Here is a 14,951-nt window from a genome sequence, read left to right as displayed (position 1 = left end):
GTTTTTTATGTTCCTGACTAAAAACGGGGCCGTTTGCGGAAAAATAGCATGGATGGATGCAAAAGGAGCAGATCAAAGCAATGGAAAAAGCCGACAAACCGCTAATGGTGCAAAGCGACCTGACGGTTTTGCTGGAAGCAAACAACCCCCGTTTCCGTGAAGCGCGCAACATGCTCACGCGGTTTGCATTTTTGTTGAAAACTCCGGAATTGATCCATACATACCGGATTACGCCGTTGTCGTTGTGGAATGCGGCGTCCTCCGGTTTAACCGGCGAACGCATCATCGCTTTTCTTAACCAGCATTGCCGCCATGAGTTGCCGCAGTCTTGCCGGGATGCGATTAAACTGTGGCACGACAGATACGGCCTTTTTCAATTGGTGCAAAACGGCGGGACGTTGGTGTTGCTTGCGAAGGAACCGGAATATTTGGAAAAAGTCGCGGCCAACCCGGCCGTGCGGAAATGTTTAGCGGATATGCGCGTAAATATCGGCACAGCGGCCGTTTGCCCGGATAAGCGCGGCGAATTGAAGCGGGCCATGATCAGCCTGGGGTTTCCGGTGATCGACAAGGCGGGCTGCCGGGCGGGTGAAGCGCTCGCTTTCCGGTTGCGGGAAACGACTACTTCCGGGGCAAAGTTCGCGCTGCGCCCGTACCAGTTGGCGGCGTTGTCCGCTTTTGTCGGCGAGACGGGCGAGGAGAAGCGAAGCGGGATGGTCGTTTTGCCGTGCGGAGCGGGAAAGACGATCGTCGGAATCGCCGCAATGTCCCGCTTACAATGCGCCACATTGATTCTCACAGCAAGCGTCGCTTCGGCGCGGCAGTGGAAAGACGAGATTCTCGGCAAAACAACGTTGACGGAAGCGCAAGTCGGCGAATATTCGGGTGAAAGAAAAGAAGTAAAGCCGGTCACCATTGCGACGTATCAAATTGTAACGCACCGCAAATCGCGCAATTCCGTATTTTTGCATATGCGGCTTTTTCACGAGCGCGAGTGGGGGTTGATTATTTACGATGAAGCGCATTTGCTGCCCGCGCCGGTGTTTCGCGTTACAGCCGCGTTGCAGGCCGCGCGCCGGCTTGGCTTGACGGCGACTTTGGTGCGCGAGGACGGCTGCGAGGAAGATGTGTTTTCCCTGATCGGACCCAAATTATATGAACTTCCGTGGCGCGATATGGAAGAGGAAAGGTGGATCGCCGCCGCATATTGCGCGGAGGTTCGCGTGCCGTTTCCCGATGTGCAGCGGGAATTGTACAGAGGCGCGACAGCCCGGGCGAAAGTGCGGATCGCCGGGGAAAACCCGGCGAAAGTGGCGGTGCTGCGCGAGCTTTTGCGCCGCCACCGGCAGGAACAAATTTTGATCATCGGGCAATTTTTATCCCAATTGCAGACGATTGCGCGCGATTTGCGCGTGCCGCTCATCACCGGGAAAACGCCGCAGGCGGAGCGGGAAAACCTGTATCGCCAATTTCGCGCCCGGCAAATTCCGATTTTAATCGTATCCAAGGTGGCGAATTTCGCCATTGATCTTCCCGACGCGGCCGTAGCCGTGCAGGTATCGGGAAGCTTCGGTTCCCGGCAAGAAGAAGCGCAGCGGTTGGGCCGCATTCTCCGTCCGAAGGCGGAAGGCAACAAAGCTTACTTTTATTCGCTCGTCACGGAAGGGTCGTGCGAGCAGGATTTTGCGCTGAAACGGAAGCTTTTTTTGGCTGAACAGGGATATCAATACGCCATTGAACGGGTTTTTGGCGAACACATGTTGGAAAGGGTGTCGTTGTGAAATACGCGGATATTTTGCGGCATTTCCCCGAGCAAACAAGGCGGGAGCTAACGCAGCCGTTTCGGCAATGCGGTATGGACGCGGCGCAAACCGTCCCGACTCTCTCCACACTGCGCGGGGTTTTTCAGACGCTTGTGCCGCTTGCGCAAAAAACGCTTGCGCTCATCGTCCGTACTTTCGGCGGCAGTCCGTTTGCCGAACAGCGCTTGATCGAGGAAGGCAGGACGTTGACCGCGGCGGAGAAAAAAGTCGGCGCCACGCTGCTGCGACAAGCGGGCATTCTGTTTTCCGCCCGCAAAAGCTGGGGCGAGACGGTTTATTTTCTGCCGCTTGATTTGGCGCCGGCATGGTACGTCTTATGCCATGCGGAAAAGTTCAGGCAACCGCCGATTGCCGCGGCAGCCGCAACCTGCGGCGAGCCCGCAAAGTCGCTGCTCCACTCTTTATTCGTGTTGCTCGCGGATGCCGCCAAAAGAAAGCCGCAGCTGACGAAGCAGCGCATGCTGCAGAAAAAAGACGTGACGCAGTACAACGAACTGCTGCTGCGCGCAATGGAAAAACCGGACGGCGATGCTTTTGCCGGATGGGGCAACCCGCTCTATCCCGAACCGCTCGCTTCCGTGCTGCAGTTGGCGTTTGACCTTAGGCTGATGCGGGAGCATGCGGGTTGCCTCATTGTGCGCGAAGAAGCCGTATATGCCTGGTTTGACCGCCCGGCGGACGCTTTGGAAAACGAATTGTTGGCATATGTGGCGGAGCGGGTCATGCGAAAGCGACCGGAATGGCAGCAGGCGTTGTTTATGATGCTTGGGCAGCCGGAACGCGGTTGGTTCGCGCCGCGGGCGCTGGCGGAAGCGCTTGCGGCGTGCGGCGATCCGCCCCGCTGCTCCGAACAATCAAGTGCCGCTTTAACCGAAAGCATCCGCCGCCTTGCGGTTCTTTTTTGCGCTTGCGGCTTTATGGAGCAAGGGGCGGCAAGCGACAATGCAACCGTATACCGCTGGAAGATGCCGCCTGTCATTCCGTTGGGAAGCGCGGATAGGCAAAGCGAATCGGCCGCTTCGCCTACTGCAAGGCGCGCGCAAATCTATGTCCAATCGGATCTGGAAATCGTCGTTCCTCCCGAAGTTTCGTACGCAGTGAAGTGGAGGCTGGAAAAATTCGCGGACAGATGCGGCGCCGATTGGACGTGGACTTACCGCCTGCAAAAAAATACGATGATTTCCGCTTACCAAAACGGGCTTCACGTGAAAGACGCCGTTCATTTTCTCACGGAGCACGGCGCAACCGGAGTTCCCGCAAACGTCAGGGATGCGCTTTACCGTTGGTGGGATGAACACAATCGTCTGGAAATCATGGAGGCGCTGCTCTTGCGCTGCAAGGAGGAGCGCGATACGGACATGCTTGCGGCCAAATTTGCCGCGGCGAAAATTCCGCATGAAAAAGTGGGAGCGCATGCGCTCGCGTTTCCCAAAGATGCGCATGCCGCCATCCAAAAGGAACTGCAGCGCTTAAATCTGCATGCCAATAGCTTGGCGAACGTCGGGAAGACAAGCGGGGAAAGGCCGCCGGAACCAATTGCCGGCGAAACATCGGCAAGCGAGACGCCGGCCGGCAAAGATGTAAACGCTGAACCGCTTACCGCATTCGGCAGGCTGGAAACGAAGCGTCCGACCATTCAGGACGCCTATCCCGGTTTGCGGCGCATTCCCAAATCGTGGCTGGAGGGTGCGCGCAGCTATCATTTTTCCACGATGAAAAATTTGCTGCAAACGGCGATCGATTGGGGCGCGTATGTGCGACTGAAGCAGGCGGGGCAAGAAGTCGTCCTGATTCCGGAGGAAATCTCCGGGAGCGGCTTTGATTGGGAAGTGGTGGGGCGCATTTCCGGCCAAAAAATGCGCTTATCTCCCGCAAATTGGAACGAATTGCAGTTGATTTTACCGGGAATAAATGATAAATACATGTTATGATGAGATAAAGGCCGAATGAAGCCGGGATTATCATGCAGACGGGAGGTATGCACCGTTGAGTGTCGCGGAAAAAAAGGCAATCGATATGGGCGAGCTTCTGTTGAAGGCGTATGAGTTAAGCGATTTGATCAAAAATTCGGCGGAAGCCGCGCAATATTTGCAATATAAACGGGAGTTGGCGAATGATCCGCTTGCGCAATCGGCGATACGTGAATTCAACAAGCTGAAAGAACGGTTTGAGGAATGCGAGCGGTTTGGGCGGCGCCACCCCGATTTTTATGATACGATGAAAAAAACAAGGCACGCCCTGGCCGAGGTGAACGCGATCGAATCGGTAAAACGGTACCGTGAAGCGGAGAAGAATCTTGACGAACTGCTCAATCTGGTCTCCCGGACAATTGCGCACGCCGTCTCGGAGACGGTAAAAGTTCCGAGCAACAATCCGCTTCCTTCGGAAAGCGGTTGCGGTTCGTGCGGCTCTTCGGGACACTGCGGGTGATGGGCCGCCCGCTGTCCCGATTATATAAAAAGCGAGGTACGATTCATGTTTGTGTTGAGAGAAAGATGCGGATTAATCGTCTGGATCAGCGATGTAAAAGCGGCAAAGGGGTTGGAACGTTATGGAAATCTGTATTATGTTTCGCGCCGCATGCATTACGCGCTTTTGTATATAAACGCTGACAGGGAAGCGGAACTGACCGCGCAAATCAAAAAATTGCATTACGTAAGGAGGGTGGAAAAGTCGCTGCGCGGCGAAATTAAGACGGAATTCAGCAGAGATGCGCAAGATAAATCCCGGACGTATTCCCTGTGAGAGTTCCGAATCTACGGATTTGCTGGAAATATTTACGAAAAAGGAGTAATATAGACTTAAAGATATAGGCCAATATACCTATGGAAGGGGAATTCAATATAATGAAAGATAAAACAATGGCTCGCTGGAGTACATACGAACCGTTCTACATCGTGTTGGGAGACAAAAAAATCGCCGATATTGTCATCACCAATCATGCATTGAGCCGTTGGGTCGACCGTGTCGAGAATGAAAAGACCGGATATGAAGATATTTGCGCCTATCTCTGGGAAAAGCTGAAGCAAGGAGAAATTGTTTCGTATTATAAAAATGAACAGGATGTATATGTAATCGAAGAAGACTTGGTTATGGTAGCGGAATTTGCGGAACTGGAAGGAGAGGTGGACATCGCCGGGAATCCGCTGCACAAAATGATTGTGGTCACGTTCCTCGGACGCATGTCGGAGACGATTGAATTGCGCGACTTGAAATCGTATTACTCGTGGCTCCGCCATTCCCGCCGAATGACATTGATCAAAAACAGCCGCAAACGCCGGTAAATTCCGGTTTGCCGGCTTTTTTACAACAGGGCGGCGCACAGCACGCATGCTGCGCGCCGCCCGTTTTTATATATCAAAGCGGAAAAGTTTTGTTATAATGGGTGTGAGTGAAGGGCGGGGATGATGAATGGCGCTGAATTTTCACCAGTTGCATATTTTTTATACGGTGGCGGAGAAAGGAAGTTTTTCGGCGGCGGCGCAATACTTGCATATGACGCAGCCGGCCGTGACCATGCAAATACAGGCTTTGGAAGATTTTTTCGGCGTCAGGCTGTTTCACCGCTCCACCAAACGGGTCGAACTGTCGGACGCGGGCAAGGCGCTTCTGCCCTATGCCCAGAAAAGCATCGAACTGGTGAAAGAGACGGAAGTGGCCATGTCGAGCTTTACCCATAAGCTGCAGGGCAAACTGCTCTTGGGGGCGAGCCTGACCATCGGCGAGTATATTTTGCCGCGGCTTTTGGTGCCTTTTGGCAAGGAATACCCGAACATTTCCGTACAGATGAAAGTGATGAATACAACGCAGATCATCGAGGAGATCATGAGCAGCCAGCTCAATTTCGGACTTGTCGAAGCGCCGGTGCAGCACGCCGGCGTGCATACGGAAGTTGTTTTGGACGACGAACTGTTGCTCATCTATCCGCCCACGCATCCGCTTGCGTCTTTGAAAACTTGCTCGATTGACGATGTGCTTCAGTATCCGTTTGTGCTGCGCGAGCAAGGTTCCGGCACGCGGCAGGTGATGGAGGAGGAATTGCGGAGAAAGGGTGTTGATCTTTCCCGCCAGCATATTCTGATGGAATTGGGCAGCACGGGAGCGGTCAAGTCCGCGGTGGAATCGGGGATCGGCATCTCGATTTTATCCGAGTCTTCGGTCCGGCATGAACTCGCCTTGGGCGTTTTAAAGGCGTCCAGAATCGATGGGTTGAAATTCAAGCGGCATTTTTATTCGGTATATCTCGACTCCGCCATTCTGCCGATCACCGCTGTTACGTTTTTGCAATTTTTGCGGGATCGGGACATTGGCAAATGGTTGTAGGCGCATTGCCGCCGCTTAAAATTTTCCAAAACGGGGTGTGATGCGTAAATGGTACGAAAAGCGATTATTCCCGCGGCCGGTTTGGGCACAAGATTCCTGCCGGCGACGAAGGCGCAGCCGAAAGAGATGCTGCCGATCGTGGACAAACCGGCGATCCAATACATCGTCGAAGAAGCCATCTCATCAGGCGTGGAAGACATCATCATCGTAACCGGCCGCAACAAGCGGGCGATTGAGGACCACTTTGACAAGTCGATCGAATTGGAAATCATGCTGCAGGAAAAAGGCAAGCAGGACCTGCTGCAAATTGTGCAAGGCATCTCGAATATGGTGGATATCCACTACATCAGGCAAAAGGAACCGTTGGGGCTTGGGCATGCGGTGCTGTGCGCCAAAACGTTCATCGGCAACGAGCCGTTTGCCGTGCTTTTGGGCGACGATATTATCCAATCGGACCCGCCATGCCTGAAGCAAATGATTGAACTGCATGAAAAGACAAAAGCTTCCGTGATCGCCACACAGCAGGTGCCGTGGGAAGACGTCAGCAAATACGGGATTGTTTCGCCGGCCGCCCGCGATGCGGAATTGACGCCCAGTTGCATGTGGATCGACGATTTGGTGGAGAAACCGGACAGAAAAGAAGCGCCTTCCAATTATGCCGTCATTGGAAGATACATACTGCAGCCGGAAATTTTTCATATCCTTCAGGATTTGCAGCCAAGCAAGGGCGGCGAGATCCAGCTGACCGACGCGCTGCGCATTTTGAACCGGACGCAGCGCATGGCCGCGTTCGGCATTAACGGCAAGCGCTACGATACCGGCGACAAGCTGGGGTATATCGAGGCGACCGTGGAAATGGCCCTGCAGCGGCCGGAATTGAAAGGCGATTTGACTGCCTATCTTAAAAAATTGCTGCAGGCTGAAAACGATGGGCATAAGCCCCAATCGTAATTCAGATGATGTTGTTTGGCATTGCTTTGATGCGCTGTTCGTCCGGGGTGACGAACAGCGTTTTTTGATGGTCGTAAATGACGAATCCGGGCTTTGCGCCATTGGGCTTGCGCACGTGCTTGATCAGCGTCGCATCCACCGGCACGCGGCTCGATTGGCGGCCCTGGCTGAAAAACGCGGCGAGTTCGGCAGCTTCGATGAGCGTTCTCTCGCCGAACGAATTGCTTTTAATCACCACATGCGCGCCCGGGATATCTTTTGCATGCAGCCATGTTTCGTTCGCTTTCGCCAGACGGTGTGTGACATATTCGTTCTGGATGTTGTTTTTGCCGACGTAAATGGGAATGCCTTCGCTCGAAGTGAAGCAGGTTATTTTCGGAACCTGTTTGCCCGGCTTTGTTTTCCTTGCGCGCTCCGCTTTTCTGCGGACATAGCCCTGTTCGGTCAATTCTTCGCGGATTTCTTCCACATCCGCAAGCGCGGCGAATTCCAACTGTTGGCGGACGGTTTTCAGATAGCGGTTTTCCGTTTGCGCAAGTTCCATCTGCTCGCGAATGGCCGCAATGCTGTTTTTCGCTTTGGTGTATTTTTTGAAATATCGCTGCGCATTTTCCGACGGCGTAAGCCGCGGCTCAAGTGGAATGCTGATGACCGGCTGGGTTTCCTCGTAATAATTGACCGCTTGCAATTGCTCGTCGCCGCGTTTGATTGCATGCATATTGGCCGTGACAAGCTCACCCATTATCCGGAAGCGGTCGGCCTCCTGCGCTTCTTTAAGCGTTTCGGCAAGCTTGACAAGCTTCAGATCGTTTTTGGCGATCTCGTTTTGCAGCATTTTGGCAAGATCCGCAACCTTTTGTTTGACCGCGTCCCGTTCCGCTTTTTCCCCGTAAAAGGCTTCCAGCATGGCGCTCACATCGGGAAAAGCGCGTACGCTGCCCGCAAGGTGCGTCAGCGCAATGACGGAAAAATCCGCTTTGCCGCTTACGGTATCGACAATGTTGGGCTCAATCCGCCCCTGCCGGATTTGGTCCATGACCGCGGAAAATGCCGCCCATAGCTTCGCAAGCTGCGCGTCCCCGAGATTGCCGGCCGCGTCCGCCACGCCCGCCCGGTGCACGATCTCTTTTGCTGCGAGCGGGCTGATGCCGCTTAGCGCCGCGACGAACAGCCGGTGCAAGGACGTTTGTTCTGTCTTTGCGTTTGCCAGGTGTTCGCGAATCGTATCGCGAAACGAGGCCTCCGTAACGGCGAACGGATCGCTTTTTCCCTGATCCGGCGGCGCCACATACACGCTTCCGGGCATTACGACGCGGTATTGGCTGATTGCCGGAGTGACGTGATGAATACCGTCCAAAATTTTGTTTTCCGTATCATCCAGCAGAATGATGTTGCTGTGCCTGCCCATCAATTCCACGATGATCGCCTTTTTCCGGATATCCCCGAGTTCGTCGCGCTGGCGCAGCTGGATGCGCATGATGCGCTCCATTCCGACTTGCCCGATCCCGTCAATCACTCCGTTTTCGCAATGTTTGCGCAGCAGCATGCAAAACATCGGGGCGTCCTGCGGATTTGTATATTGCCGGTCCGTGAGATGCATGCGCGGATACGTCGGGTTTGCCGACAGCAGCAGTTTCACATTTCCCGCCTTGGTGCGCAGGTGCATCACAATATCGTGATCGTTTGGTTGATAGATTTTATTGATTCGTCCGTGCACACACGCTTTAAGTTCGTTACTCAGCGCGTGCAGCACAAGTCCGTCGAATGCCATGATGGGAATCCCCCTTGAAATGGCGCATGTTCGGCAATAGCTCGCCAAATTTTAAGCAAGTTGCGCCTTTTCCTATCATGCCATATTTCTCGCGAAAACTTAAGAGGTGGGATAATTTTAAGCTCGTCTGAATACATCTCTAAGAGAGGTTGTTCCATTCAACAAACCGGCTGCTGCTTATGTTAAAGGAGGTTTTCGCAAAGATGGAGCGGGAAAAATGGCACCAGCTATCGAACGACGAGACGGCGGAAGCGTTCGGCGTCAACATGTCCAAAGGGTTGTCAAGCGACGAAGCGAAAGAGCGATTGCGCTTGCACGGGCCAAACGAACTGACGGAAGGAAAAAAAATATCGCCGCTAACGCTCTTTTTAAACCAATTCAAAGATTTCATGGTGCTGGTGCTGTTCGGGGCGACGCTAATTTCCGGCCTGTTGGGGGAATATTTGGACGCCATCACCATAATCGCGATCATTTTTATGAACGGCATTCTGGGATACATTCAGGAATACCGCGCGGAACGCTCGCTCAGGGCTCTAAAAGCGCTGTCGGCGCCGATGGCAAACGTGCTGCGGGACGGCATCCTGGTGCAAGTGGAAGCGAAAATGCTGGTGCCGGGGGATATCGTCGTACTGGAAAGCGGCGACAGGGTGCCGGCGGACATCCGCATCTGCGAGGCAAACAATTTGCATATCGAGGAGTCGGCGCTTACCGGAGAGTCCGTCCCAGCCGAAAAACATTGTGATCCACTCGCCGAAGAAGACATTCCGTTAGGCGACCGGAAAAATATCGGCTACATGGGCACGATGGTTACGCGCGGCACGGCGAAAGGCATCGTTGTCCGCACCGGAATGGAAACGGAAATGGGAAAAATCGCCGATTTGATCCAAAGCACCGATTTGGCGGAAACGCCGCTGCAGCATCGGTTGGAACAACTCGGCAAAATTTTGATCGGTGTGGCGGTCGCGCTGACTATTCTGGTGGTCGTTGCCGGCATGATGCACGGGCAGCCCGGTTACGGCATGTTTTTGGCTGGCGTAAGCCTTGCGGTCGCCGCCATTCCCGAAGGCTTGCCGGCGATTGTGACGATCGCGCTGGCATTGGGCGTGCAGCGGATGATCAAGCGCAAGGCGATTGTCCGCAAGCTGCCTTCGGTGGAAACGCTCGGCTGCGCCTCGGTCATCTGCTCGGACAAAACCGGAACGCTGACGCAAAATAAAATGACCGTTACGCATATGTGGGCGGGCGGCCAGCTTTATGAGGTCACCGGAACGGGATATGAGCCGAAAGGCGAAATCATGTGCGGCGGCAAGCCCGTGGATATCCGTGAAGACCAGACGATTCGCCGCTTTTTGCAAGTTTCCGTGCTGTGCAACAACGCCTCGCTCGGCGAAGAATACCCGGATTATCGCAAAAAGAAGCAGAAAACGCCGCTCAAACCGCGGTGGGTGGTGAAAGGGGATCCCACTGAAGGCGCGCTGATCGTTCTGGGCGCGAAGGCGGGGATGAGCAAGCAGGGGCTTGGCGGATTATACTCGCGCGTACGCGAATTCCCGTTTGACTCGGAACGCAAACGGATGTCGGTCATCGTCAGGCATCAAGGGGGCATGTTGCTTTTTATGAAAGGCGCGCCCGATGTGCTGCTTTCCCATTGCGACTATATACTTTGGCAGGATAAAGTCGTGCCGTTCACCGATACGCTGCGCAGGAAAGTGATGGCGGCGAACGAAGCGATGGCGGCTAACGCGCTCAGAGTGTTGGGCGCGGCATATCGGGAGTTGAAACCGTTCGATGATCAAGGCAAGGCGGAAGATGTCGAGCGCGGGCTGGTGTTTGTAGGTTTGGCCGGGATGATCGACCCGCCGCGCAAGGAAGCGCGCGATGCGATTATCACGTGCAAAAAAGCGGGGATCAAGACCGTCATGATCACCGGGGACCATAAAATTACCGCTGAAGCGATCGCCAAACAGTTGGGTATCATTCCGCCCGGCGGGATGTCTGTAGACGGGCAGACCCTTTCGGCGATGAGCGACGACGAGTTGGACAAACAAGTCGGCAATATTTATGTGTATGCGCGGGTGGCGCCCGAACACAAGCTCAGAATCGTCAAGGCGTTGCAGCGAAACGGCCACGTCGTGGCAATGACGGGCGACGGCGTCAATGACGCGCCGGCGGTCAAAGCCGCCGACATCGGCATCTCCATGGGCATCACCGGCACCGATGTCACCAAGGAAGCGTCGGCGCTTATCCTAAGCGACGACAACTTTGCCACGATTGTCGCCGCCATTGAAGAAGGCCGGGGCATCTACGAAAATATTCGCAAGTTTATCCGATATTTGCTTGCTTCAAATGTCGGCGAAATTCTGGTCATGTTTATCGCGATGATGCTGGGCATGCCGCTGCCGCTTGTACCGATTCAGATTTTGTGGGTCAATCTGGTTACGGATGGACTCCCGGCCATGGCGCTTGGCGTCGACTCCGCAGAGAAAGACTTGATGCAATCCCGGCCGCGCCCGGCGAAGGAAAATATTTTCGCCCGCCGCTTGGGCTGGAAAATCTTGAGCCGCGGCTTGATGATCGGCGTCTGCACATTGGGCGCGTTCCGGGTTGCGCTGGATAGCCATAGCGGCGACCTCGCCTATGCGCAAACGGTGGCGTTCGCCACCCTGGTGATGGCGCAGCTCATTCATGTGTTTGATTGCCGCAGCACAAGCTCGGTTTTCCACCGCAATCCGCTGCAGAACAAGTATCTCGTCGTCGCCGTCATCTCATCCGTCGCATTGCTGGCAGCCGTCCTGTACGTGCCGTCGCTGCAGCCGATCTTCCGCACCGTGGCGCTTGGCGTGCGCGAATGGATTTTGGTGATGACCGCCGCGGCGATACCGACCTTCCTGTTCGGCCTGGGCAGCCTGCTCCGCCCGCCGAAGAAGCAAAAGAAGCTGATATCCGGCAAATATTACCGCGCCGCATAATTCCTCAAGCTGCCAAGCCGCTCGCCCAATCGCGAGCGGCTTGGTTTAGATTTCCGTGCGCCGGCTTCAAACCCACCGCCTGTAGGCGGTCAGCTTTCATCACTTGCGCTTGGTAAACGTTAAACCTCACTGCGCAACGCTAATGTTAGCCACTCCTTGCACACCGCGAGCATTCCCCACTACACGCCCCTCCCCGTCCAGCGCTAACGGACGCAGCAGAGGCTATTTGCCGAAAAAAGGCTTTGCAAAAATTTTAACGGACGCCACAGCGGCTATTCGCCTTATTTTTACCTGAAAACCGCACAAAGTGCCAAAATAAGCGCGCCTGCGTCCGTTAAACTTAAAAACCGGGCGTAAAACCCAAAATAGCCTCTGTCGCGTCCGTTAAGTCCACCTAACGGCTTTAGCCGGAAGCCAATATGGAACAATATGGTAAGATAGGATCGTACAATTGAATCTTGGGTGGGCATGGTTTCCCTTCGAAAAGAAGTGAGGCTATGGAGTTGAAAGACACATTAACAATCATGATCTTATTTGCGACTTTGTTGTTGGTCTTTTAACATACATCTCGAAAGTTGGCAATAGCATAAAGTTCAGCGTAAAAGCATATAAGGAAAAATGATGCGCGAATTTAAATCGAGAGATTATAGAAAAAACTGATGTGAAATAAATAATTATAAATCTATTATTTATGGAAATTACAAGAAAATATTTACATAATATAATGAAATAGATTTACAAGTGTGGTGCATAGTATTATGAGAAGAAAAATATGTATTTCTTTTTTTCTGTTTGCGTTAATCGCATCTTTCCCTTTGAGCTCTTATGCTGCTGGGAATTGGTATTATGGGTCCGGCAATTATGTGAGCTCGGCGCCGGTTAAACCTACTACCGGTCTTAAGTTTTATGTAGATTATTCTGCAATAACAACCTATGGTTCCGGTGCGTTTACTGCTGCTTTTGACTGGAATGGAGACTATAAAGGAAATGTTGCCGCTGTTGCCATGTACCCAGCTTCCTCATCCTCATATCCAGGCTATTTTCTGATCAGCACAAAAACCATGTTAATAACCACTAAGGGTGAGACTTTTTACTATACTTCTAGTGGAACTCTAATCAGTGACACTTATCCTATGGATTCAACATCCATTTACAAATGCGAAATACGTCTTAATTCAGATAAAAGCGCCTTTAATGTCAACGGATCATTTGATTCAACTTATTTGAAAAAAACGATACGGCATGAAGTCGGTCATGTTTTTCTTCTAAAACATCCCAGTAATTTCTATTTTAGTTCTGTTATGCATCAAGGCGTCCCTAATGGCTCGATTATAGCTGAAACGATTACGTATGATGACAAGGATAATATAATTGCTAAATGGGGTTTATAAATGTTATAAGGGAGTGTTGCTGAAATGAGAAAAACTGGATTAGTTTTTGTATGTCTAATGTGCGTATTATTGTTGGCTTCGTGTGCAGAAAAAGATGCGACCGGTATCCCGTCCGAAATTGAGATAGTAAATATTCCAACAGATAGGGATATATACAGTGACCTTCAGCAAGTTGAAGCTAATTCCACTATTATTGTTGAAGCCGTTGCCAAGGAAAATCTCGGGCAGGATGTATCTACTCATTTTGATAATGAACTTCAAAAAGATTTGCCTGACTACGGCTATACAAGATGGGAAATTGAAGTTACCAAAGTATACAAGGGCGATGTGAAAGTCGGAGACAAGGTGGTTTTATTACAGGATTATTATATATGGACATACCCCGACGGCAAGCAACAATTGGTCACTTTTACTTCTCTTAAACCAGTGGTCAAAAATAATAAATATCTTTTGTTCCTCGTATATGATCACAATTTGCAGGGATACTGTGCAGTTGGTGATTACGAAGGAATGTTTGCCATCCCTACCAAGGAAATAAAGGAAAAGACGAAAGCCGGGGAGTTGGAGCAGTCTGATTTTGAAGTTTACAATTATGAAACGCTGCATTATCTGATTCCGATTTACAATGAAGTAGCCCAAAAATATTTCAATTGAGATTGCACTTCTCGTACACCCTGAAATGGCCGGACAAAATCCGCCCGACTGTTTGGTGTTTGCGCGCCCTTGGAACATCATTTGGTTCAAGGGCGCTGTGCGCTTGGCAGCACACCGTGCTAACGGGTGAAAGTCCCGAATACACCGCAGGTGGCGGAAGTATATAGCTAACAGGCAGTGCGTAGTCTACGAGGATGCGTGCGGGGGGTCTAATGGCAAACCCTGGAACAGGCGGATAAACCATGTTGAAATTCCAATTCAAAGCATGCCCATTTTGCGACGTCGAACGAAAAAACCCAAAATAGCCTCTGTCGCGTCCGTTAGAGTTGAAAGTCCACCGAACGGCTTTAGCCGGAAACCAATATGGAACAATATGGTATGATAGGATAGTTTAATTGAATCTTGGGTGGGCATGGTTTCCTTCGAAAAGAGGTGAAGCCATGGAGTTGAAAGACACATTTACAATCATGATCTTATTTGCGACCCTTGTTGTTGGTCTTTTAACATACATCTCGAATAACTACAAGAAAAATAAAAGCCCACCCCCGAGGTTGCAGCAGAAGGTGGGTTTTTGATCTTCGGACTTTAGAAGGGAGAAACCCATCCAAGCCAATTGTACAGGCCGAGTGTTCGCAGCACTCGGTCTTTGTTAAATAAATCATAACATACGAAGACCGTTCCAACAATTAATTTAATAGTACTCATCGCAGTCCCTCTGTTGCCAGATGGGTTTCGGGGAAATAAATGCTTTTTTTCCATCATGATTCTTTTCTCAACTTTTGTGGTCGCTCTTCTTTAAGGCTACATCCGAAGGTGGGTCTTTAGATGTCCAAACTTTGGAAGGGATAAACCCATGCAGGAACGTTACAGCCTAGATTAAAAACGATCTAACGTCTCATGTGTTTTCGATTTTAGTGATTTACAATGATGAAAATAATGTTAAAATTATCATCGCTTGGGGTGATTGGGACGAGCATCAAGGATAGTGTCCCGTCAAGTGGTGTAAATTCGATTTCTACCCTATGACTCAAATTTGTTTAATAGAAAAAATCACTTGCATCAAGTTGTC

12 protein-coding genes are annotated in these 14,951 nt (G+C 51.8%); 11 read left to right on the top strand and 1 reads right to left on the bottom strand.

All coding sequences use genetic code 11. The features are described from left to right. The first annotated feature begins 80 nt into the window (after window positions 1-80). The 7 genes from VF260_05280 to galU all read left to right on the top strand — a co-directional run bounded on the left by VF260_05280 (window position 81) and on the right by galU (window position 7,097). Window positions 81-1,781, top strand: a complete 1,701-nt coding sequence (locus VF260_05280) for a DNA repair helicase XPB (GenBank protein HEX7056593.1) — start codon at window positions 81-83, stop codon at window positions 1,779-1,781. After that, window positions 1,778-3,754 carry a helicase-associated domain-containing protein gene (locus tag VF260_05275; protein HEX7056592.1) on the top strand — a complete coding sequence of 659 codons (1,977 nt, stop codon included), beginning with the start codon at window positions 1,778-1,780 and terminating at the stop codon, window positions 3,752-3,754. The genes VF260_05280 and VF260_05275 overlap by 4 nt, the downstream gene beginning before the upstream one ends. Before the next feature lie 55 nt (window positions 3,755-3,809). Continuing rightward, window positions 3,810-4,253, top strand: coding sequence for a YlbF family regulator (locus VF260_05270; protein ID HEX7056591.1), 444 nt, complete (start codon window positions 3,810-3,812; stop codon window positions 4,251-4,253). A 45-nt stretch (window positions 4,254-4,298) separates the two neighbouring features. Next, a complete protein-coding gene (locus tag VF260_05265; protein ID HEX7056590.1) occupies window positions 4,299-4,568 on the top strand; it encodes a YlbG family protein in 270 nt (89 codons plus the stop codon). 101 nt (window positions 4,569-4,669) lie between these two features. Further along, on the top strand, window positions 4,670-5,107 hold the full coding sequence (locus VF260_05260) for a hypothetical protein (GenBank protein ID HEX7056589.1): 438 nt from the start codon (window positions 4,670-4,672) through the stop codon (window positions 5,105-5,107). Window positions 5,108-5,234: 127 nt separating this feature from the next. Then, entirely contained in the window at window positions 5,235-6,146 is a 912-nt protein-coding gene (locus VF260_05255) for a selenium metabolism-associated LysR family transcriptional regulator (GenBank protein ID HEX7056588.1), read from the top strand. 48 nt (window positions 6,147-6,194) lie between these two features. Next, a complete protein-coding gene (gene galU, locus VF260_05250) occupies window positions 6,195-7,097 on the top strand; it encodes a UTP--glucose-1-phosphate uridylyltransferase GalU (GenBank protein HEX7056587.1) in 903 nt (300 codons plus the stop codon). Window position 7,098: 1 nt separating this feature from the next. On the opposite strand, the gene VF260_05245 is transcribed toward galU, so the two are convergent. Continuing rightward, window positions 7,099-8,868: an NFACT RNA binding domain-containing protein gene (locus VF260_05245; protein HEX7056586.1), complete on the bottom strand. Its 1,770-nt coding sequence runs from the start codon at window positions 8,866-8,868 to the stop codon at window positions 7,099-7,101. A 203-nt stretch (window positions 8,869-9,071) separates the two neighbouring features. Between VF260_05245 and VF260_05240 the strand changes: the two genes are divergently transcribed. The 4 genes from VF260_05240 (at window position 9,072) to VF260_05225 (ending at window position 14,457) form a co-directional block, all read left to right on the top strand. Continuing rightward, the gene (locus tag VF260_05240; GenBank protein ID HEX7056585.1) at window positions 9,072-11,837 is read left to right on the top strand and encodes a calcium-translocating P-type ATPase, SERCA-type; all 2,766 of its coding nucleotides are present in this window, start codon (window positions 9,072-9,074) and stop codon (window positions 11,835-11,837) included. Window positions 11,838-12,595: 758 nt separating this feature from the next. Further along, a complete protein-coding gene (locus VF260_05235; GenBank protein ID HEX7056584.1) occupies window positions 12,596-13,228 on the top strand; it encodes a hypothetical protein in 633 nt (210 codons plus the stop codon). Window positions 13,229-13,252: 24 nt separating this feature from the next. After that, the gene (locus tag VF260_05230) at window positions 13,253-13,882 is read left to right on the top strand and encodes a hypothetical protein (protein ID HEX7056583.1); all 630 of its coding nucleotides are present in this window, start codon (window positions 13,253-13,255) and stop codon (window positions 13,880-13,882) included. A gap of 440 nt (window positions 13,883-14,322) precedes the next feature. Next, a complete protein-coding gene (locus tag VF260_05225) occupies window positions 14,323-14,457 on the top strand; it encodes a putative holin-like toxin (GenBank protein ID HEX7056582.1) in 135 nt (44 codons plus the stop codon). Window positions 14,458-14,951 lie beyond the last annotated feature (494 nt).

This window comes from Bacilli bacterium (genome assembly GCA_036381315.1).
In the GTDB taxonomy this organism is placed as follows: Bacteria; Bacillota; Bacilli; order Paenibacillales; family KCTC-25726; genus DASVDB01.
Note: the sequence above shows the minus strand (reverse complement) of the source record. Positions and strands in the feature narration are given on the sequence as shown.

Coding starts and splice junctions, on each gene's coding strand:
- VF260_05260 (HEX7056589.1), top strand. CDS start 4,670: ATGAAAGATAAAACAATGGCTCGCTGGAGTACATACGAACCGTTCTAC.
- VF260_05225 (HEX7056582.1), top strand. CDS start 14,323: ATGGAGTTGAAAGACACATTTACAATCATGATCTTATTTGCGACCCTT.
- VF260_05265 (HEX7056590.1), top strand. CDS start 4,299: ATGTTTGTGTTGAGAGAAAGATGCGGATTAATCGTCTGGATCAGCGAT.
- VF260_05230 (HEX7056583.1), top strand. CDS start 13,253: ATGAGAAAAACTGGATTAGTTTTTGTATGTCTAATGTGCGTATTATTG.
- VF260_05280 (HEX7056593.1), top strand. CDS start 81: ATGGAAAAAGCCGACAAACCGCTAATGGTGCAAAGCGACCTGACGGTT.
- VF260_05255 (HEX7056588.1), top strand. CDS start 5,235: ATGGCGCTGAATTTTCACCAGTTGCATATTTTTTATACGGTGGCGGAG.
- VF260_05245 (HEX7056586.1), bottom strand. CDS start 8,868: ATGGCATTCGACGGACTTGTGCTGCACGCGCTGAGTAACGAACTTAAA.
- galU (HEX7056587.1), top strand. CDS start 6,195: ATGGTACGAAAAGCGATTATTCCCGCGGCCGGTTTGGGCACAAGATTC.
- VF260_05240 (HEX7056585.1), top strand. CDS start 9,072: ATGGAGCGGGAAAAATGGCACCAGCTATCGAACGACGAGACGGCGGAA.
- VF260_05235 (HEX7056584.1), top strand. CDS start 12,596: ATGAGAAGAAAAATATGTATTTCTTTTTTTCTGTTTGCGTTAATCGCA.